A 17,987-nucleotide genomic window follows, 5' to 3' on the forward strand; every position below is an offset into this window, starting at 1 on the left:
CACCGCGGCCACGTAGATCAGGATCTGCATCAGGGCCATGAACGGAGCGGCCATCAGCAGGTAGCAGCCCGCCACCCCGAACAGCGTCAGCACCAAACCCACCAGGGCTCGGACCAGGTTGTGGCTGAATACGGCCAGCAGGCCGCCCAGAAAGATGATCAGCACGTAAACGCCGAAAGCGACGTAAGCGAGGGCTTCCATTACTTCCCCCCTTTGTCTGTTTTGGGGATTGAGCTGGGGTCAGAGTTGGGGTCTGGGTTGGGCGTTCTCCCGGACCGACTCTCGGCCTGCCCGCGCAATCGGGCCAGCAGGTCGAAGTGAAAATCCTTGCGATCAAAGCCGGCCTGATAAATTTCGTTGGAAAAACGCAACGAATCCGCCGGGCAGCTCTCCACGCAGGTGCCGCACAGGCTGCACAAGGAAAAGTCGTAGCTGAACCGTGCCGGGTCTTTTGGAGCGGCGGGCTTTTTGACCTTTTCGCCCCGGGCCTCTGCCTCTTCCATGGCCGTTTTTTGTTCCGGCGTGGGCTTGGGGGCCTTCTGCTTGACCACCGTTAAACAGGCGCTGGGGCAGTTCATGGCGCACATGCCGCAGGAAATACACCGGGGAACAGCCGACTGGTCGTCCTTGCCGACCAGTTCGACGTGGCCGTGAAAGGTCCGCAGGTTGGCGTCGTCCACGGTGGCCCGAGGATAATGCACCGTCACCTGGGGCCGGACAAAGGCCCGGAAGGTAACGCCCAAACCGATCGCCAGGCTCCACAGCCCTTGCAGGGCCTTTCCAAATTCTCGAATCATGGTCATCGGGTCACCATCTTAGTTTACCATCACAGCTTGACCAGCACGAGGGTCGCGAGCAGGTTGATAAGGGCCAGGGGCAGGAGCCACTTCCAGCTCAGGTTCAGGAGCTGGTCGAAGCGCACCCGGGGGTAGGTCCAGCGAAACCACATCATCACCAGCAGCAGCAGGTAGACCTTGGCCAAAAACCACCAGACGCCCGGGGCTGCGGGGCCGTTCCAGCCGCCCAGGAACAAGACCGTGGCCACGGAGCAGACCACGATCATATTCGCGTACTCGGCCAGGAAGAAGATCCCGAAGCCCATGCCAGAGTATTCGGTGTGAAATCCGGCGGTCAGCTCGCTTTCCGCTTCGGGCAGGTCGAAAGGAGCCCGGTTGGTCTCGGCCAGGGCACAGACAAAGTAGATGAAAAAGGCCACCGGCTGGACCATGATGTTCCACTGCCAGGGCCAGGCGCCCTGCCCGGAGACAATGGTCGACAGATTCAACGAGCCGTACTGGAAGGCGATGGCCAGTACGGCCAGCAGCAGCGGGATCTCGTAGGCCACGGACTGGGCCACGGCCCGGGCCGCGCCCAAGAGCGACCATTTATTCTCCGAACTCCACCCGGCCAGGCACAGGGCCAGGACGTTGATTCCCGCGAAGGCCAGGATCAGCAGCAGCCCCAGGTCCAGTTCCATGGCCGTAAGCATCGGGCCGAAGGGAATGGGCAGGAACAGAACGAAGACCGGGGCAAAGGAGATGATCGGCGCGGTCCAGAACAGCCATTTGTCTGCACAACGGGGAGTGATCAACTGCTTGCCCACCAGCTTCACGGCGTCGGCCAGGGGCTGGAGCAGTCCGTGGGGACCGACTTCGAAGGGCCCGGGACGGCGTTGGATGTGCCCGGCGACTTTCCGTTCCAGATAGACCAGGACCAGGCCGTTGAGGCCCACGAACCCGGCCAGCAGGGCCAAGGCCAAGAAAATGGTGAACAGTTCAAGAGGCATGCCGAAAGGAGGAGTCATGGGATCACCTGTCGATTTCCGGAATGACCATATCCAGGCTGCCCAGAATGGCCACGGCGTCGGCCAGCAAGGTGCCCTTGGTCACTTCGGCGAAGAGGCTCAGATTGGAAAAACCCGGTGCGCGCAGCTTGACCCGGTAGGGGTTGGCGCTGCCGTCACTGATCAAATGCACGCCGATCTTGCCGCGTGCTCCCTCTACCGCGAAATATACTTCCCCTTTTGGGGCCTTCCATTTAGGCTTGGGAGCGTTCTTGACCCAGAATTCTCCGGAAGGCAGCATGTCCAGGGCCTGTTCGATGATGTCCAGGCTTTGTTCGATTTCAGCCATGCGCACGTTGTAGCGGGCCATGCCGTCACACTTGTCGTCCGTGGGGATGTTGAAGCTCAGTTCGGGATAGACGGAGTAGGGCTCGGCCTTGCGCACGTCGTAGGCCACGCCGGAGCCGCGCAGGGTGGGACCGGTGGCCCCGTAGCGCCGACACATCTCCACGGGGATGTGCCCAACGCCCTCCAGGCGGTGACGCAGGATCATGTTGCCCGTGACCAGATTGCGGTACATGGGCAGCCGGGAGCGCAGATGGGGCACGAAGTCCCGGATCATGCCCAGGGCCGTGTCGTCCAAATCTGCGGCCACCCCGCCGAGGCGATAATAACTGTAGGTCAGCCGGGAACCGGTGGGCCGCTGCAGGATATCCAAGATACGTTCCCGATCGTCAAAAGCGTACATGATCGGCGTGAACGCGCCCAGGTCCAGCAGGAAGGCTCCCCACCAGAGCAGATGGGAACTGATCCGGTTCAACTCGCAGGTGATCACCCGGATGAACTCGGCCCGGCGGGGTACCTCGATCCCGCCCAGCTTTTCCACGGCTCCGGCCCAGGCCCAGTTCCAGGCCAGGGCGTGCAGGTAGTCCACCCGGCCCATGTTGGGCATGTACTGGTAGTACGTCTGCTCCTCGCCCATTTTCTCGTGCATCCGGTGCAGATACCCCAGTACCGGCTCGGTGCGCAGAATGTATTCGCCGTCCAACTCGAAAATGACTCGCAGCACGCCGTGGGTAGCCGGATGTTGCGGCCCCATGTTCAGGATCATGGTGTCCGGCGAACCGCCCTTTTCGAAATGGTTGGTGTAAAAATCCCCGCCGAGATGGAATCGCCCTGGAGACGCGGAACTGGTCATGGCAAGCCTTTGTGTTGGTATGCGCTGTTCTGATTCGTTGGAGGCGACGAAGAAGACAAAAACGCTTCAGGTCGCGGAAGCCTCGTCGCTCTCGTGGCCATCGGACGATCCCATTGCGTCGGAGGGCGTACTTTGGGCCTCGCTCTCTTCCGGAGCCACGAGAAACGCGGCCGCATCCCCGGCTTGCGGACCTCCTTCCCCGTCGGGGAGCAAGTCCGTCAAGCTCTTGAGGGCCTTGTCGGTTTTTCGCAGTGGGTGAAACTCCGCGTCCTCGGCGGCGAGCAGGAGGGGCGTCATATTCTCGTGTCCGGCAAAGATCACGCCGAAAAAATCCCGGCATTCCCGTTCATGCCAGGAGGCTCCGTGATAGATGTCCGAGATCGTCGGCAGTTCTGGAACATCCTTGGAAACCAGCACCCGGAGGGCGATTCTGCCCGGTGTGTCGAAATGGTCAAAATGGTACACGCCGAGAAATCCTTCCGAAACCTCCACCACGGAGACGTCCTCCAGAAAGTAGGCCTGCTCGAGAAGCCTGGCCGCGGCCGGTCGAAGCTGTTCCGGAGCCAAGTACGCGGCAAGCACCAACCCGGACACGTCCGGGGAGCATTCTTCACGGCGCAAGGCGGGAACGTCGCGCAACGCATCGGGGATCATCGGGCACCTTCCTCGGCTACGGCTTCAGCCACGGCTGCGCCAACGGGCTGGGCCACCGGCCACCAGCGCTTGCCGGTGATTTTTTCCTGAATCAGGAACAACCCTTCCAGCAAGGCCTCGGGGCGAGGCGGGCATCCCGGAACGTAGACGTCCACCGGGATGATCCGATCGACCCCTTCGACGACGTTATATTGGCCTTTGTAGTTGAACGGCCCGCCGGAAATGGAGCAGTTCCCAAGGGCCATGACCCATTTTGGTCCGGGCATCTGTTCGTACAACCGGACCACGGCGGGGGCCATTTTTTTGGTCACCGTTCCGGCCACGATCATCAGGTCGGACTGCCTCGGGGAGGGGCGGAACACTTCCGCGCCGTAGCGGGCGATGTCGAACCGGGCCATGCCCACGGCCATCATCTCAATGGCGCAACAGGCCAGCCCGAAGGTCATCGGCCAGAGCGACATGGACCGGCAGACGTCGAAAATCTTTTCCAGGGGGGCGATCCGGATCGGCGCTTGATCCTGGTCCAGATCGGCCCGCTTTAGAGAGAAATCCGTCTCGGCCATGAGAACACTCCTTTTCGCCAGAAATAGATGATGGAGATACCCAGAATAAAGAGAAAAATGAACAGTTTGATCAAGGGCAGAAAGCCCTCGGAATGCGGATAATAGGCGGCCACCGGAAACAAATAGAGGATGTCCACCTCGAAGGCGAGAAAGATCAAGGCGTAAAAGTAATAATTAACCCCGAAGCGGGTCCAGGCGCTGCCCTGCGGAGTGATCCCGCACTCATAGGGCAGGGTGAGGTCCCCGCCTTTGAAACGGGGAGCGATCAAGCGAGAAATGAGCAACGGTCCAGCGGCGAACAGAACGCCCGCCAAGAGAAAAACGATCAAAGCCAAGTGAAACCAAGTGAACACCATGGGGGTACCACCTTTGGGCAGGGATCAAAAAAAATGAAAAATGTCTTTTCCGGAAAGATGGAAAAGAGGACTTCATTAAAGAGCGTAAAATAACATAAAAACAAACTGTTACGATAGAATCTTTTAGCCCTGCATCAGTATGTTTGGCGATTTTCCCTGCCTTCATACCAGTTCACAACAATTTGTCAATAAGGCGTGATTATTTTGTCTTGTTGACTTTTTGACACAAGACGGCCCGCGGAAAAACACGGGCAAGGAAGACGTAATAGGAGTATTCGGACGGAGGAGGCGGTGTTGGGAGGAAAGCGAGAGGAGGAATATCTTTGATCAGCATGTAACTACTCAGCACAGAGGAATTCTGTTGCCGGGGTCGGAATCGGAATCGGGATCGGGATCGAAAACGCTGGGAAGCGTTCAAAATTTTTCCTGTTCCGATTCCGATTCCGATAGCGACCCTGACTCCGATTGCCGGAGCAAGGGCGGATACAAAATGTGCTGAGTAGATACATCAGCATCGCGTGAGGCAGGCCGTTTTGATTGAACCTATCCAGGCGAGCAAAGTGCTTAAAACCGTCACTAGAGGCCAATACCACGCGGGTTCGAGAACCATCTGTTTGATTCCAATCACTGCCGCAAACAAGGCGAAGAGGGTCAAGGCGGACCAAGTCGTCAGCCGTAGCTCCCAGCAAGAGGGCATGGTCGGGGATTGTCCGCGGCGATCCAGGCCGAAGAGGCGGTACGCCGCAAAGGCGCAGATCCAGAGGCAGACGATCATGGCCCAGAGCACGTCGCCGGGATAATGCGAGCCTCTGAACACCCGGCCCGTTCCGATCAGCGCCCCCCAGGAAACGGCCAGCGCGAAAACCGGCCAAGTCAGATAACGTCGCGAAGAATGCGCAAGCAGGAAGACCAGCGGCAACAGAAACATCGCGGTGGTGGTGTGTCCGGAAGTAAAGCTGCCCTTGCTCACCGCTTCGGAAAAACCGTAGGGCCCGATCAGCCAGGTCGAGGAATAGTCTTGGTCTCCGCGGAGCACGTCCAGGGGGCGGGCCCGTCCGAAAAAGGTCTTCAGACCGCGATTGGCCACGAGAAAGAGCAGCATGCACGCCAAATAATATCCGGCGAAGAGCCGGATGCCGGATGCTTTTGGCCCCCAGAACGGCGTCAAGGCGCAAAAATAAGCGGCCAAGACCAGAATAAGCGTCGCATAGGTCAGGTCCTGAGCGCCCGGCGGTTCTCCCTCAAACAGAGATCGCGCGGCAGCGTCGTTCCACCATTGCAGCAAAATGGATTCACGGGACAGCTCCATGCCCCAGGCCGTCACGGCCAGATCTCCTCGAAAAAGAGGGATGGTGAGCAGGCCCCCAATCAACGTGCTTGCCCCGATCCACCACCAGAGTGGTGAGGACCTGAGATGGTCCCAAAGCTTGGGCCGCTTCGAAGCGGCCTCTCGGGTATTGGCCATCAATGGGAATGAGTCGGCGACCTAACGGCCTCGCAACATGTCGAAAGGATTGTCGGGCAACACGTACCAGAGCAGACGTCCTCCTGCCAGAAAACCAAAAAGGAGATTGCCCAGCCATGCGCCAAGAAAGGGAGAGATAAAACCGCGTTCCCCCAGGGAGACCCCGAGTACGAAGAGCACATAATACACGAAAACAATGGCCAGCCCCAGGGCAATGTTCAGGTAGACGCTGTCGAAAATGGTGTACAGCGCCAGGGCGATGAGAGCCATCATCAGCAGGGAGAAGGCATAGGACCATTTCATATGCCAAGCGGTGTGCAACCGTTCCACGTTGGAACCGGTTCCCTCCAGGTAGGAGATGACCCGACCCAGCTCGAACAGCGAAAGCGCGGCGGCCTCGAACCGGGTTTGCAGGACGCCGAAGACCTCCAGATCTTGGGAAATATTCAGACTCAAGGAAGCTTCTTCCCTGACCTCGAAGGAAAGCGTCTCGTAGATCCGAGGTTCGTGCAGCTCCCAGCCCGTATCCAGAATGTCGAATCGACTCGCGACGATGATCCGTTGCAGCGTATTGCCTTCGCCGTAGACGTAAACGGTGATGTCACGGCCCCGGCGTTGCTCCGGATACGCCCCGTCGATGCTGACCACATAGGCTCCGCTGACAAACCAGATGTCGCGCAGCTCCACCTGGCCCGCCTCTTCCTTGCGCACCTCTTCCCGCCAGATTCGGTCCATGGTCCGCTGGCCCGCCACGCCCAGGGCCTGGGCCAGGAAAAGCTGCGCCAAACACCAAATCAAGCCGTACGCGGCGTAAAATCGGATCAATGCGGTATAAGAAACCCCGCCGGACTGGAGGGCGAGCAATTCCCGGTGACGGACCAGCAGCCCGATTTGGACGATCAGGGATACCAGGAACGCCGCCGGAAGAATTTGCGAAAGAATCAACGGAAATTTGGCCAGGAAAAAACCGACCATGGTGCCCACGCCCACGCCGGCCTGGACAAAGATGTCCAGGTTCTCCACCAAGTCTTGAAGCAGATAGATGCAGATCCCGACCCCGAGGCACAACCCGATCAGAAACAGGTTCTGAACAAGCAGATAACGCTGAAGCGTGTTTAATCGGTACCGGGTCAGGCGACGCAGGATGTCGGTCAAAACCGGGACGGCAGGTGAAGCCGGAGGCGGGAGCTTGATGTTCCGAGAAGTCATGTACGACCCTGCCTAACCGGCTTTCTTCAGAAACGTGATTTGGAGGTGCGAGACCCACTCGCCGATGCGCAACCCCCGCTCCCTGGCCGCGAACCAGATTCCCAGGCCGGCTATGGTCCCAAAGAGCAGCATCTGCCCCCATAGCGGCAGGTAGGCCGGGACAATGCCGAGTTCCGCGATGACGATGCCCGTGGAGAACATGCCGTAGAACACGAAGAACACGCCCATGATCAAAATCAGGGCGTACTGCCTCTTCAAACCCTCGAAGGCCTGGGCCAGGGGAATGGCCAACAGTCCCAGAATCAGACAAGCCACGGGCACGACCCAACGTTTCTGGATTTCCACCGCCACCCGGTTGGCGAACTCCTCCCCGCGGACCTCCACCAGGTCAGGCATGGCGGACCAACTCCGGAGCTCGCTCCAGGACATTTCCTTGGGTCGGGGTTCGCGTTGGGAAATGCCCATCAGCAACTGGTCCAGATCCAGGCGCACCAGGTACGAGTCGAAACGCAGCTCGGTGATGGCATTGCGCTGCATGCGGTAAATCCGGCCGTGTTCCAGAGCAAACAGAATACGGCCCTCTCTGGGCTCGGTGACCACGTAGCCCACGGGAGCGACGATCACCGCCGTAATCTCCGGACGGGTCTGATCCTCCACGAAGACTTGGCGCAGCCGCTGATCCGCGTCCACATTCTTGGCGTAGATGGTCAATCCGGGGAAATCCTTGTGAAAAATTCCCGGTTGCAGAACCATTTGGGTTTTGGAGTGGGCCAGTTCCAAAGCGGTGCGTCGGAAGTTGTCGAAGCCCCAGGAAATGCCGCCCAGGCTGATCACCAGGGCCAGGATCGAGGCGGAAAGGGAGAAGATGACCGGTGCCGGAAGGATCTGATACAGGCTGACGCCACCGGATTTGAGGGCGATCAGTTCCCGGTCGTTGCTCATCCGCAGGAATACCAGAAAGATGCTCAGCAGGCAGGCCACCGGAATGAGCATGAATAGAAAGAACGGGCTCAGAAAGACGAACAGGCGGATGATGTCCAGGGTGGACACCTGCTGGTGCAAAAACAGCTCGCGCAACTGGAGCAGTCGCCCGACCAGAAGCAGGGAGATCAGGCCGGACCAAGTCAGGAAGAAAAGAAAGCAGATTTCCTGGAAGACCCGTTTCTGGAGCAAGGTCCAGCGATGCGGCAGATAGGCGGAAAGGTTCAAGGCGATTCGCTCTCTCCACGGCCTTCAGAAGGCGCTTCGGTCTGGAAAAAACGTTCCAAGAAGCGCCCATCGCTGGGTCCAAGATTAAACCGCATCCCCGCTTCGGCCAGCAATGAAGCCAAGGGGCGATCCGGGTGCTCCCGGCGGGTCTCGTCGATCCAGGCCACCGCCCTGTTGATCGGTTCGGTCATCTTGATCTCGTTCATTGTTTCCACCTTGCTCAATAGTATCGCCAGAGTCGGTCCGGCTGCGGCCCCCGGCTGTTTGTCCTCAAGAAGTTGGGAACCTACAACAAGCCCTCCGCGATGACAACGCGGCCTGAGCCAAGCGGAGCACGAGGCGCGTCAATAATCTCTCCTTGCCTGGATGTCCTCTCTTTGCTATGCGCGGAATTCGTTTCACCGTTCCCTGCATCGAGCGGTCATCATGGAGGTGCGCCGCGGCAATGGGCGGGAAAATCCAAACCACCATCTACAAGGAGCTAACGTATGGCTAAGGGATCGCGTTTCGGCGTTTTGGGGGGACTTTTAGCGGCATTGGTGCTTTGCTTGACCCTCAGTGGACCGGCCTGGGCCGAGAAGACATTGGTCAACGGCATTGATTTCGGCTTTCCACCCTTCGGCTTCGTGGACACCCAGGGCAACCCGGCCGGTTTTGACGTGGACTCCGTCAACTGGATCGCCGAGCAGATGGGCTTCACCGTGCGGCATCAGCCCATGGACTGGGACGGAATCATCCCGGCCCTGAACACCAACCGCATCGACTTCATCGCCTCAGGCATGAGCATCACCGAGGAGCGGATGAAGGTCGTCAACTTCACCATCCCTTACTACGAAGTCACCCAGGTTCTGGTGGCCAACGAAACCGAAGCGACTTCCTTTGAAGAAATGTTCACCACCGGCAAAAAGATCGGCGTGCAACGGGGCACCAACACCCACACTCTGCTCATCGACAAGGCCAAGGAGTCGGGCATGGACTTTGAGATCGTGGCCTACGACTCCACGGACCTGTCCATCCAGGACCTGCCCATCGGGCGCATTCACGCCTCGGCCATGGACAGCTCCATTGCCCGTGAAATGAAGAAAGGCCGGGCCTTCAAGACCGTCGGCACCTTCGACGTTCCCGCGGACGGATACGGCTACGCCGTGCGCAAGGCCGACACCGAATTGCTGAACACGCTCAACGAGGGCCTGAAGAAGCTGATGGCTGATCCGTACTGGGTCGAGCTGAAGCAAAAATGGGAACTTGAGTAGCATCGCCTGACATCACGTCAAAGGCGTGGGGACGGTTCACGCACCGCCCCCACGCCTTTTTACCCTCGTTTCGATCACCGGACGACCTCGCCGAACAAGCCCCGCCCTCATGGACTTCGCCAAAATCATGCCCGTGCTCTGGGAATCCTTGCCCTTTATTCTGGGCGGGATCACCTGGACCTTGACTCTTGTCTTCGGGGCCATGCTCCTCGGCCTCTGCCTCGGGATACCTCTGGCCGTGGGCCAGGTCTACGGCTCGAAAACCGTCCGTCGTCTGGCGGGCATCTACGTCTGGCTGTTTCGCGGGGTGCCCATCCTGGTCCAGCTCTACCTGTTCTATTTCGGCATCCTGGCCTATCTCAGTCGATTCCCTCTGCTGTCCGGCCTGGGTCTGGACAGCGCCTTTCTGGCGGCCCTGGTGGTACTCAGCCTGACCAGCGCGGCCTACCAATCCCAGATTTTTCGCGGCTCCATTCAGTCCTTGCCCGAAGGCCAGCTCAAAGCGGCCCGGGCCCTGGGCATGACCGACGGCCAAGCCATCCGGAGCATCGTGCTGCCCCAGGCCCTGCGATTGTCCATCCCCGGCTGGTCCAACGAATACTCCATCCTGCTCAAGGACTCGGCCCTGGCCTTTGCCATCGGGGTGATGGAAATCATGGCCCGGACCCGGACCGTGGCCGCACTGACCCATGAGCCGCTGCCCTTCGCCCTGGTAGCCGGAGTGCTCTTTTATATCCTGACCCATCTGGGCGTCCGGGCGCTGAAGACGCTGGAAAGAAAGGTGCGCATCCCCGGTTACGCCCGGCAAGGAAGCATGTCATGACCACGCAGCAACCCGTTTTACGCGTCGAAGGCATCCGCAAGACCCTCGGTGATCAGCTCGTCCTGGACGACGTCTCCCTGACCGTGAACCGGGGCGAGGTGAAAATCCTGATCGGCCCCTCGGGGTCCGGCAAGAGCACGCTGTTGCAGTGCCTGAACTTCCTGCACACCCCGGAGCAGGGACGGATATGGCTGGATGGTAGGGAATTCAAGGCCGCTGGCCGCAAGGATCTCTGCGCTTTTCGCCAGCAGGTGGGAATGATTTTTCAGGATTTTAACCTTTTCGACCACCTCACGGCCCTGGACAACGTGCGCATCGCCCTGATCAAGGTCAAGAGCATGCCCAAGGCCCAGGCCACGCACCGGGCCAAGGAAGAGCTGGCCCGGGTCGGTTTGGCGGACAAGATGGACCTTTATCCGGCCCAGCTTTCCGGCGGCCAAAAGCAGCGCGTCTCCATGGCACGGGCCCTGGCCATGGACCCCAAGGTGCTGCTCCTGGACGAACCCACCAGCGCCCTGGACCCGGAACTCATCGGCGAGGTCCTGGCCGTGATCCGCTTCCTGGCTTCCGCCGGAATGACCATGATCATGGCCACGCACCAGATCGCCTTTTCCGCCACCATGGCCCACGAGTTCCTGTTCATGGAAAAGGGCCGGATCGTGGAGCGCGGCAGCCCGGCGCACCTGCTGGCCCCTGGAGCCACGTCCCGGACCATGGCCTTTTGCGCCAAGATCAACGAACTCTCCGGAGATCTGGGCGCGACGGAGCGAAGCTGCACGTGCCCAAACACCACTTCGGGCGGCAGACCATAGGACAACCACGGCCCGACACATGAGCGATTACTGGCATTTTTTTCTGAACGACGTGGCTCCGGCCCTGAACCAGGGGCTCTGGGTCAGCATCGCCGTGATCGTGCCTTCGGCCCTGCTGGGCTTGGCGTTGGGCGTGTTGGTGGGGTCGTTGCGGGTCTACGCTCCCGTTCCGGTTCGCTGGCTGAACGAGGCCTACGTGTCCATTTTTCGGGGCACGCCGCTGGTGGTGCAGCTGTTCTTCTGGTACTTCGCCCTGCCCCACCTCCAGATCGGCGACGCACGGATCGTGCTTTCGCCCATGTCCGCGGCGATCCTGGGCTTCACCCTGTGCAGCGGGGCCTATCACTCCGAATACATCCGAGGCGCCTTGCTCTCCATCCGTCATGGGCAGATCAAGGCCGCCCAGGCCCTGGGCATGACCAAGACCCAGACCGTGCTCTGGGTGGTCCTGCCCCAGGCCCTGCGCCGGGCCCTGCCCGGATGCGGCAACGAGGTCATCTATCTGATCAAATACTCGTCCCTGGCCTCCATCATCACCCTCAACGAGTTGACCGGCGTGGGCCGGACTATTGCCAAGCAGACCTGGCGCAATATCGAGGTCTTCGTCGCCCTGGGCCTGTACTATCTGCTGCTGGTCACCCTGGCCACGCTGCTCTTGCAGTATGTCGAACGCAAAATGTCGCTGCCGGGATTTGAACATTCCAGGGAATGACCGCTTTCCGCCGTCCAGTCGCGCACAGTTTTTTGATTCTGCCCGAAACCAGGGCCAATAACCACTTCCCGGAGGTTCCATGCCCGAGGACCCGCTTCTCCGCTTACCACGACTCTATGCGGACATGGAGAACCGATACGCCGACATCGCCGCGCACATCGGCCTGACCTGCACCGACTGTCCGGACAACTGCTGCACCAGCTATTTTCAGCACCACACCCATGTGGAGTGGGCCTATCTCTGGCAGGGACTGGCGATACTTCCGGACACGCGATTGCGGGAGGTCCGCTCACGTGCGGCGGAATACGTGGAACAAGCCAAGCGGATACTGGCCGAGCAGCGCGCGCCGGATATCATGTGTCCTCTGAACGAGGACGGGCGGTGCATCCTGTACGCGCACCGCCTGATGATCTGCCGGTTGCACGGCGTGCCCAACGTGTTCACCCTACCCAACGGGGTGCTCAAGGAGTTTCCCGGGTGTTTCCGGAGCCAAGCCTTGGCGACGAACGACGTGGCTTTGGCCAAGCTGGACCGGACGGATTTTTACCGCCGGCTTGCGGAACTGGAGATGGATTATCTGCGGGGCATGGCCAAAAAGCCCTCGCGGGTGCGCTTAACCCTGGCCGAGATGATTCACCAGGGCCCGCCGAATTGAAGCAAGATACAATGAGGGCTGCGAAGAAAGAGCGTGGGACGCGGGGGGGCGAGAATGCGGAGATGCTCCGCACGGCTCTGAGGGCGGAGGTTCCCCAAGGAACCTCGAACGAGACCCTCAGAAGCCGCGCGGGCGACGGTCAGGACTCAAGGCTGGCACCGGACACGGCCTGGACGATGTCTCCCTTGGCATTGTAGACCGACGTGGTTTCCATGGCCACGAGCTTGGAGATGACGCCGGGATCTTGCAACACTTGGCGCTGCAAACGGGCTTTGCGAATGTTCTTCATGGCCTCGGCCTGTGTTTGACCGTCCCGAGGAGCGGCATCGGTCTGCTGCACTTTGGGAGTTTCCATAACCGCAGCTTTGATGGTGGGCATTTCCATAGTTCGCCTCCTTTGGCTTTTTTTTGTCTGTTACATATTATATCGTCCAACTCGCGAACATCTTTAGAGACGCTTTGAGTTTTTTTCCCATCCGGTTACTCTTGCCTTCCGTATGCACGAGCGGTGCCAACCGGGCCGCCAAACATTTCCGGAGCATGTCATGACCACGGCTATTGAACAGAGAAACATCCGTACCCTGGAAGAATTCTACGACCTGTTGGACCAAACGGCCCACGTCCGTCGCCAAGCGACACAAGACGCCCTGGCAGGACGGGAGCCCACGGAATCGGATATCGCTTCACTGCGTAACGCTTTGGAAAGTTTAAAGCATATCTCGAAAACCGACTCGGGGAAAACTTTCGAACGGCTACTGCGCATGGACGAGGAGTATTCCGTGGCCGTGGACCTGGAGTACGAGATTACGGAACTGGCCAGGGACGTGACCTTTCTTGAGTTGGGCGATACGGCCTTGAAGCTGATCATTGAAGACCAAACTCCGGGCTTGCTGTCCCAGGCCGACCAACTGGCCGAGAGGCTGTCCAAAGCTTTGGGCGGGGCGACCTTGCGCTGCTTTATCACGGACCGCGACGGGACCGTGAACAACTACTGCGGTCGTTACCGCTCCTCGGTGCAGGCCGTGTACAACGCGGTCTTCCTGACCCGCTTCGCCCGAAGCCGCGTCACCTGGCCCATCGTGGTCACCTCCGGCCCGTTGTCCGGCCCCGGTCTCCTGGACGTCAGCGTCGTTCCTCCCAAGGCCTACGTCATGGCCGCGTCCAAAGGTCGGGAGTACGTGGATCTCGCCGACGCCTACGGCAGCTTTCCGGCCTCTGAGGAACAAAGTCGCGTGCTGCATAATCTGCACAGCGACCTGAGCAGCCTGCTGGAGCGGCCTGAAAACCGCAAATTCGCCCTGATCGGCTCGGGCCTGCAAGTCAAATTCGGCCAGCTCACCGTGGCCCGTCAAGACATTTCCAAGTCGGTCCCGGAGGCCGAGTCCCTGGCATTCCTGAAGACCGTCACGGCTCTGGTGGAACGCCACGACCCTGAAGGCCACGCCCTGCGCATCGAGGACACCGGCCTGGACATCGAGATCATCCTGACCATCGGCTCCGGCGATGAGCGCAAGGATTTCGACAAGGGCGACGGCGTGCTGTTTCTGGACCAGGCTCTGGGGCTGCACCTGGACAAGGGGCCGCACTTGGTCTGCGGGGACACCTTTTCCGATCTGCCCATGCTCCGGGCAACCCTGGAGCGCTGCCCGGACACCCACGCCGTGTTCGTGACCCGCAAACAGGAACTGCACAAGGCCGTGCTCGAACTCTGCCCCAAGGCCAGCCTCGTGGCCGAGCCGGATATCCTGGTCCTGGCCTTGCACGCCTTGTCCCGAGGCCTCCACTAATCGAGAACATCCACAAGCCGAAAGCACCACCCTGACCATCCGAAACACCGCCCTATTTCAAAGGAGACCCACCCCATGGCCCTGAACAAAGAACTGCTGGACATCTTGGCCTGCCCCAAGTGCAAGGCCGACGTAACCCTGACCCCGGTCGAGGACGGCCTGGTCTGCGCGTCCTGCCGGGTCGTCTACCCCATCAAGGAGGAAATCCCGGTCATGCTCATTGAGGAAGCCATCCCCCTGGCGGATTGGCAAAACGGAGTCAGGGAGCAGGGCAAGGGGCCGCATACCGCGACAAGCTAACGTAAAGGTCCTCATGCCCTCCAGCTTCACGACATACGTCTTCCTCCCGCCCATGGCCAAGGTAAGCGGTGGGTTGGCTGTTTTGATGCAGGTCGCCGAGCATTTGGACCGGGGAAATTTTCCGGTACGGGTGGTGCGTAGGGAGGTGGGGCGTCCGGTTTTACCGGAGGGGTTCCGGGTGCCGGTGGTGGAGTGGGACCATCTCCGACTGGATGGCGACGATGTCTGGCTGGTTCCCGAAGGCTGGGCCAACGCCCTCGCTCCGGGCCTGCGTGCCGGGGCGAGATGCGTGGTTTACGTTCAGAACTGGGCCTATCTCTTTTCCAGCCTGCCTCAAGGCGTGTCCTGGCATGACCTGCCCGTCTCCTTTCTGGCTGTTTCCCGCCCGGTGGCCTGGTTCATTGAGCAAGCCTTGGGCCGGTCAAGCTTGGTGATACGGCCGGGCATCGATCGATCCCTGTTTCGTCCTCTGGAACGGAAACCGGACGGTCCGCTGCGCGTGGCCTTCATGCCACGAAAGAACAAAGCCTTGGCTGAACTGATCCGGGACTTGTTTATCGTCAGAAATCCTGAATTCGGCACTGCGGAGCAAATGATTTGGATCGACATCCAAGGTCGATCCCACGAGGAGGTCGCCGAATTACTGGCTCACAGTCATATTTTTCTGGCCACCGGCTTTCCGGAAGGCTGTCCGTTGCCGCCTCTGGAGGCCATGGCGTGCGGCAGCCTGCCGGTGGGGTTCGCCGGGTTCGGAGGGTGGGAGTATATGACCCCCATCGTAGAAGGAGGGCGGGAAGATCAAGAACCATGGCGTCCCTGGTTTCCAGTCCCGGAGAACCCATGGCCGGGCAACGGCGTCTGGGTCCCGGACGCCGACGCCCTTGCCGCGGTCCTGGCCCTGGAACAGGCCGTCCACTTCTGGACGCACCAAGGGCCGAAGCTGGACCAAGCGCTTCGAGCAGGTCAGCTTACCGCCGATGCCTTTGCTCTGGAAGCGCAACGTGAACAAGCCCTTGACGCGTGGTCGAAAATCAAATCGTGGGATGCTTGAGATCGAAACGGACGATGATCCCGCGTCAGCTCAAGCTAGGGAACGGTCTGCGGATCAGTGGATTGTGCTATGGCCGGTGGCCTGGGCTTCCAAGGTCTGAACCAGACGGTCCATTTGGCGGCCCACCGGGCTCTGGCGAGATATCTCCCGCTCCACCTGGGTGATGCCCTTGATCACGGTGGAGTGCTTGCGGTTAAAAACTTCTCCAATGTTTTTCAAGGATAGGTCCGTGTGCTTCCGGGCCAGATAAAAAATCGTATTCCGGGCCAGGACGTTTTCCTTTTTTCGACTTTTGGTCCGCAGGTTGTCATGGGAGAGATTAAAAGACCGGCAAATGAAGGCTATGATTTTCTCCATGTCCGGTTTGGGGGTGTTGGGGGCATAGTTTTTTAACACTTCCAGGGCCAGGCCGTGGGAGATGCGCTGGTTCATCAGCCGAGCCTTGATCACCAGGTTTTGGAGGCAATTTTCCAGCAGGCGGATATCGCTTTGAATGGAGTTGGCGAACAACTCGTTCACGTCATGTGGGATCTGAACCTGAAACACACGGGCTTTGGCTTCCAGGATGCGCATTCGGGTTTCAAAGTCGGGTTTGTCGATCACGGCCATGAATCCGTCGCAGAACTGCGATGCCAGGAGACTATCCAGCTTGGGCAGCTCCTTAGGGAGGAAGGAACTGGTGAACACGACCTTTTTCCCGGCGGATCGCAAGGACTTGACTGTGGCCAGCAACTCCTCCTGGGTCTTTTCCTTGCCCTGAAGAAAGTGGATGTCTTCCAGGAGCAGAACGTCCACCCCATCCCGGAAACCGGCTTTGAAGCTCTCCATTTCGCGTTGTTTCAGGGCCATGACCATTCGACAGGCGAAATCCTCCGCACTGAGGTAGGCCAATCGAACCCGACCTTGTTTCTGTGCGCCGTTGGCAGTCAACTCCTGACCAATGGCTTGGAGCAGATGGGTCTTGCCCAGACCCGGCGCGGAACAAAGATAGAACTGATCAGTGACCAACTGATGGCGACAGATGCTCCGGGCAGCGCTAAAGGCCAATTCGTTGCTGGGGCCGACCACGAAGTCCCGGAACGAAAATCGCCATGCTCCAGCAGGAGACGCAGCACAGTCCGAAGACGAATTCACGATGGTCCGGGCCATGGTCGCGGGCGTGGAGACGGGAAGGGGCAGGGCGTGCTGGCGTCCCACAGAAGTGTGGTGTTGGCGGGCTCGTTGGGGCACGGAACGTTCAATCCGTCCATCCTGGCCGAGAGCGGTCCCTGAAATATTTGCCGGGATGTTCTCCGTGAGAATCCTGGGGGATTGCTTTGAAGCGCTCCCGTCAATAATTTCGGGAAGATTTGGCGAGACAAGCGCAGGCGTTCTTCCTGGTCTATCGTTGGTTCCGTCAAGGGAAGCACACTCGATCCGGATGGGAAGCTCTCGATTCGCGGCTTGACGTACTGCCTGTTCGATGGCCCCCAGGTAACGGTTCTTGACCCACGAGACCACGAATCCGTTGGAGGCGGTAAGAGTCAATCCATCTCGGTCCAAACGGGCTTGCAACGGAGTCAGCCAAGCCCGGACATGTGTCGGATTGATTGATTTTTCTAAAATTTCAAGGGATTTTTTCCAGACGACGCTCATGGGAGCGATTCTTACACTGGTTCGGATTTTTGGGGCAACCGGCGTATCAGCCATTTTATCTTTCATTGACCCACATTTTTACCATAAAACAACATATTGAAATAGCTTTCCAAATATATCCATCATCAGCTAACTAGCTAGATATTCGAAGAGAATCAATGCCCTGTCCATTTCCTGATCCAGCATGACCTTACGCGCGTCAAGGGAAAACCATAAAAAAAATGAAATTCATAAATCACAAAAAGACACTTGTTTTCTGATTATTTCTTCGGTTATCAAGATGACTGTTACGGACGACTTGCTAGGTTTTTCATCAGCAGAAAATTGTGTCCACGGATATTTTCAACTTCTTTACTGCGCTCTGTTTGTGGTTATCAAAAACAAAAACGCCCGCTTAGTTTCCTAAGCGGGCGTTTTTGTGATGAGGAATGATCTGGCGGCGTCCTACTTTCCCACGGTTAGAACCGCAGTATCATCGGCGCTGGAGGGCTTAACTTCCGAGTTCGGAATGGGGTCGGGTGT

21 protein-coding genes, 1 rRNA gene and 1 pseudogene are annotated in these 17,987 nt (G+C 59.1%); 8 read left to right on the forward strand and 15 right to left on the reverse strand.

All coding sequences use genetic code 11. The annotated features are described in order from the left end of the window. The 11 genes from AC559A_RS17465 to AC559A_RS17515 all read right to left on the reverse strand — a co-directional run. A partial coding sequence (locus AC559A_RS17465; protein WP_498818985.1) for an NADH-quinone oxidoreductase subunit J occupies positions 1-201 on the reverse strand: 201 nt, incomplete at its 3' end. After that, complete coding sequence (locus tag AC559A_RS17470; protein WP_498818986.1) at positions 201-803, reverse strand: 4Fe-4S binding protein; 603 nt, start codon at positions 801-803, stop codon at positions 201-203. The genes AC559A_RS17465 and AC559A_RS17470, both read right to left, overlap by 1 nt. A gap of 23 nt (positions 804-826) precedes the next feature. Beyond that, positions 827-1,786, reverse strand: a complete 960-nt coding sequence (nuoH, locus tag AC559A_RS17475; RefSeq protein ID WP_498818995.1) for an NADH-quinone oxidoreductase subunit NuoH — start codon at positions 1,784-1,786, stop codon at positions 827-829. Positions 1,787-1,808: 22 nt separating this feature from the next. Continuing rightward, entirely contained in the window at positions 1,809-2,981 is a 1,173-nt protein-coding gene (locus AC559A_RS17480) for an NADH-quinone oxidoreductase subunit D (RefSeq protein WP_028573371.1), read from the reverse strand. A gap of 66 nt (positions 2,982-3,047) precedes the next feature. After that, the gene (locus AC559A_RS17485) at positions 3,048-3,635 is read right to left on the reverse strand and encodes an NADH-quinone oxidoreductase subunit C (protein WP_051434787.1); all 588 of its coding nucleotides are present in this window, start codon (positions 3,633-3,635) and stop codon (positions 3,048-3,050) included. Further along, entirely contained in the window at positions 3,632-4,198 is a 567-nt protein-coding gene (locus tag AC559A_RS17490) for an NADH-quinone oxidoreductase subunit B (protein ID WP_028573372.1), read from the reverse strand. The genes AC559A_RS17485 and AC559A_RS17490 overlap by 4 nt, the downstream gene beginning before the upstream one ends. Further along, on the reverse strand, positions 4,174-4,554 hold the full coding sequence (locus AC559A_RS17495; RefSeq protein ID WP_028573373.1) for an NADH-quinone oxidoreductase subunit A: 381 nt from the start codon (positions 4,552-4,554) through the stop codon (positions 4,174-4,176). Before AC559A_RS17495 ends, AC559A_RS17490 begins: the two co-directional genes overlap by 25 nt. A 508-nt stretch (positions 4,555-5,062) precedes the next feature. Next, complete coding sequence (locus tag AC559A_RS17500; RefSeq protein WP_498818987.1) at positions 5,063-6,019, reverse strand: phosphatase PAP2 family protein; 957 nt, start codon at positions 6,017-6,019, stop codon at positions 5,063-5,065. Between the two features lie 21 nt (positions 6,020-6,040). Beyond that, the gene (locus tag AC559A_RS17505; protein ID WP_498818988.1) at positions 6,041-7,228 is read right to left on the reverse strand and encodes an LptF/LptG family permease; all 1,188 of its coding nucleotides are present in this window, start codon (positions 7,226-7,228) and stop codon (positions 6,041-6,043) included. Positions 7,229-7,240: 12 nt separating this feature from the next. After that, on the reverse strand, positions 7,241-8,437 hold the full coding sequence (locus AC559A_RS17510) for an LptF/LptG family permease (protein WP_498818989.1): 1,197 nt from the start codon (positions 8,435-8,437) through the stop codon (positions 7,241-7,243). Then, complete coding sequence (locus tag AC559A_RS17515; protein WP_028573377.1) at positions 8,434-8,643, reverse strand: hypothetical protein; 210 nt, start codon at positions 8,641-8,643, stop codon at positions 8,434-8,436. The genes AC559A_RS17510 and AC559A_RS17515 overlap by 4 nt, the downstream gene beginning before the upstream one ends. 282 nt (positions 8,644-8,925) lie before the next feature. Here AC559A_RS17515 and AC559A_RS17520 point away from each other — a divergent pair, with 282 nt between their 5' ends. The 5 genes from AC559A_RS17520 to AC559A_RS17540 all read left to right on the forward strand — a co-directional run bounded on the left by AC559A_RS17520 (position 8,926) and on the right by AC559A_RS17540 (position 12,692). Continuing rightward, positions 8,926-9,690 carry an ABC transporter substrate-binding protein gene (locus AC559A_RS17520; protein WP_498818990.1) on the forward strand — a complete coding sequence of 255 codons (765 nt, stop codon included), beginning with the start codon at positions 8,926-8,928 and terminating at the stop codon, positions 9,688-9,690. A 109-nt stretch (positions 9,691-9,799) separates the two neighbouring features. Further along, positions 9,800-10,513, forward strand: a complete 714-nt coding sequence (locus AC559A_RS17525) for an amino acid ABC transporter permease (protein ID WP_156933005.1) — start codon at positions 9,800-9,802, stop codon at positions 10,511-10,513. Beyond that, positions 10,510-11,325, forward strand: a complete 816-nt coding sequence (locus tag AC559A_RS17530; protein WP_498818991.1) for an amino acid ABC transporter ATP-binding protein — start codon at positions 10,510-10,512, stop codon at positions 11,323-11,325. The genes AC559A_RS17525 and AC559A_RS17530 overlap by 4 nt, the downstream gene beginning before the upstream one ends. A gap of 19 nt (positions 11,326-11,344) precedes the next feature. Continuing rightward, on the forward strand, positions 11,345-12,037 hold the full coding sequence (locus tag AC559A_RS17535) for an amino acid ABC transporter permease (protein WP_028573380.1): 693 nt from the start codon (positions 11,345-11,347) through the stop codon (positions 12,035-12,037). Positions 12,038-12,116: 79 nt separating this feature from the next. After that, entirely contained in the window at positions 12,117-12,692 is a 576-nt protein-coding gene (locus AC559A_RS17540; RefSeq protein WP_498818992.1) for a hypothetical protein, read from the forward strand. A 139-nt stretch (positions 12,693-12,831) separates the two neighbouring features. On the opposite strand, the gene AC559A_RS17545 is transcribed toward AC559A_RS17540, so the two are convergent. Further along, on the reverse strand, positions 12,832-13,071 hold the full coding sequence (locus tag AC559A_RS17545; protein WP_245590086.1) for a hypothetical protein: 240 nt from the start codon (positions 13,069-13,071) through the stop codon (positions 12,832-12,834). A gap of 166 nt (positions 13,072-13,237) precedes the next feature. On the opposite strand from AC559A_RS17545, the gene AC559A_RS17550 reads away from it, so the two are divergent. The 3 genes from AC559A_RS17550 (at position 13,238) to AC559A_RS17560 (ending at position 15,830) form a co-directional block, all read left to right on the forward strand. Next, complete coding sequence (locus tag AC559A_RS17550; protein WP_498818993.1) at positions 13,238-14,479, forward strand: hypothetical protein; 1,242 nt, start codon at positions 13,238-13,240, stop codon at positions 14,477-14,479. Between the two features lie 75 nt (positions 14,480-14,554). Then, the gene (locus AC559A_RS17555; protein WP_035261992.1) at positions 14,555-14,779 is read left to right on the forward strand and encodes a Trm112 family protein; all 225 of its coding nucleotides are present in this window, start codon (positions 14,555-14,557) and stop codon (positions 14,777-14,779) included. A gap of 13 nt (positions 14,780-14,792) precedes the next feature. Next, on the forward strand, positions 14,793-15,830 hold the full coding sequence (locus tag AC559A_RS17560) for a glycosyltransferase (protein ID WP_028573384.1): 1,038 nt from the start codon (positions 14,793-14,795) through the stop codon (positions 15,828-15,830). 54 nt (positions 15,831-15,884) lie between these two features. Here the strand turns inward: AC559A_RS17560 and AC559A_RS17565 are convergent, their stop codons facing one another. The 3 genes and pseudogenes from AC559A_RS17565 to rrf form a co-directional block, all read right to left on the reverse strand. Beyond that, positions 15,885-17,060 carry a DnaA ATPase domain-containing protein gene (locus AC559A_RS17565; protein WP_498818996.1) on the reverse strand — a complete coding sequence of 392 codons (1,176 nt, stop codon included), beginning with the start codon at positions 17,058-17,060 and terminating at the stop codon, positions 15,885-15,887. 228 nt (positions 17,061-17,288) lie between these two features. Next, positions 17,289-17,531: pseudogene (locus tag AC559A_RS17570) on the reverse strand (DnaA N-terminal domain-containing protein); the annotation flags it as partial. 365 nt (positions 17,532-17,896) lie between these two features. Continuing rightward, positions 17,897-17,987 (reverse strand): 5S ribosomal RNA (gene rrf / locus AC559A_RS17575); the annotation flags it as partial.

The organism is Desulfonatronum zhilinae (assembly GCF_900182865.1).
Taxonomy (GTDB): Bacteria; Desulfobacterota; Desulfovibrionia; order Desulfovibrionales; family Desulfonatronaceae; genus Desulfonatronum; species Desulfonatronum lacustre.

What these genes read in the sequence shown, in the direction of transcription:
- AC559A_RS17555 (WP_035261992.1), top strand. Translation starts at nt 14,555, where the DNA reads ATGGCCCTGAACAAAGAACTGCTGGACATCTTGGCCTGCCCCAAGTGC.
- AC559A_RS17485 (WP_051434787.1), bottom strand. Translation starts at nt 3,635, where the DNA reads ATGATCCCCGATGCGTTGCGCGACGTTCCCGCCTTGCGCCGTGAAGAA.
- AC559A_RS17515 (WP_028573377.1), bottom strand. Translation starts at nt 8,643, where the DNA reads ATGAACGAGATCAAGATGACCGAACCGATCAACAGGGCGGTGGCCTGG.
- AC559A_RS17500 (WP_498818987.1), bottom strand. Translation starts at nt 6,019, where the DNA reads ATGGCCAATACCCGAGAGGCCGCTTCGAAGCGGCCCAAGCTTTGGGAC.
- AC559A_RS17535 (WP_028573380.1), top strand. Translation starts at nt 11,345, where the DNA reads ATGAGCGATTACTGGCATTTTTTTCTGAACGACGTGGCTCCGGCCCTG.
- AC559A_RS17545 (WP_245590086.1), bottom strand. Translation starts at nt 13,071, where the DNA reads ATGCCCACCATCAAAGCTGCGGTTATGGAAACTCCCAAAGTGCAGCAG.
- AC559A_RS17505 (WP_498818988.1), bottom strand. Translation starts at nt 7,228, where the DNA reads ATGACTTCTCGGAACATCAAGCTCCCGCCTCCGGCTTCACCTGCCGTC.
- AC559A_RS17520 (WP_498818990.1), top strand. Translation starts at nt 8,926, where the DNA reads ATGGCTAAGGGATCGCGTTTCGGCGTTTTGGGGGGACTTTTAGCGGCA.
- AC559A_RS17550 (WP_498818993.1), top strand. Translation starts at nt 13,238, where the DNA reads ATGACCACGGCTATTGAACAGAGAAACATCCGTACCCTGGAAGAATTC.
- AC559A_RS17490 (WP_028573372.1), bottom strand. Translation starts at nt 4,198, where the DNA reads ATGGCCGAGACGGATTTCTCTCTAAAGCGGGCCGATCTGGACCAGGAT.
- AC559A_RS17495 (WP_028573373.1), bottom strand. Translation starts at nt 4,554, where the DNA reads ATGGTGTTCACTTGGTTTCACTTGGCTTTGATCGTTTTTCTCTTGGCG.
- AC559A_RS17470 (WP_498818986.1), bottom strand. Translation starts at nt 803, where the DNA reads ATGACCATGATTCGAGAATTTGGAAAGGCCCTGCAAGGGCTGTGGAGC.
- nuoH (WP_498818995.1), bottom strand. Translation starts at nt 1,786, where the DNA reads ATGCCTCTTGAACTGTTCACCATTTTCTTGGCCTTGGCCCTGCTGGCC.
- AC559A_RS17540 (WP_498818992.1), top strand. Translation starts at nt 12,117, where the DNA reads ATGCCCGAGGACCCGCTTCTCCGCTTACCACGACTCTATGCGGACATG.
- AC559A_RS17525 (WP_156933005.1), top strand. Translation starts at nt 9,800, where the DNA reads ATGGACTTCGCCAAAATCATGCCCGTGCTCTGGGAATCCTTGCCCTTT.
- AC559A_RS17530 (WP_498818991.1), top strand. Translation starts at nt 10,510, where the DNA reads ATGACCACGCAGCAACCCGTTTTACGCGTCGAAGGCATCCGCAAGACC.
- AC559A_RS17480 (WP_028573371.1), bottom strand. Translation starts at nt 2,981, where the DNA reads ATGACCAGTTCCGCGTCTCCAGGGCGATTCCATCTCGGCGGGGATTTT.
- AC559A_RS17560 (WP_028573384.1), top strand. Translation starts at nt 14,793, where the DNA reads ATGCCCTCCAGCTTCACGACATACGTCTTCCTCCCGCCCATGGCCAAG.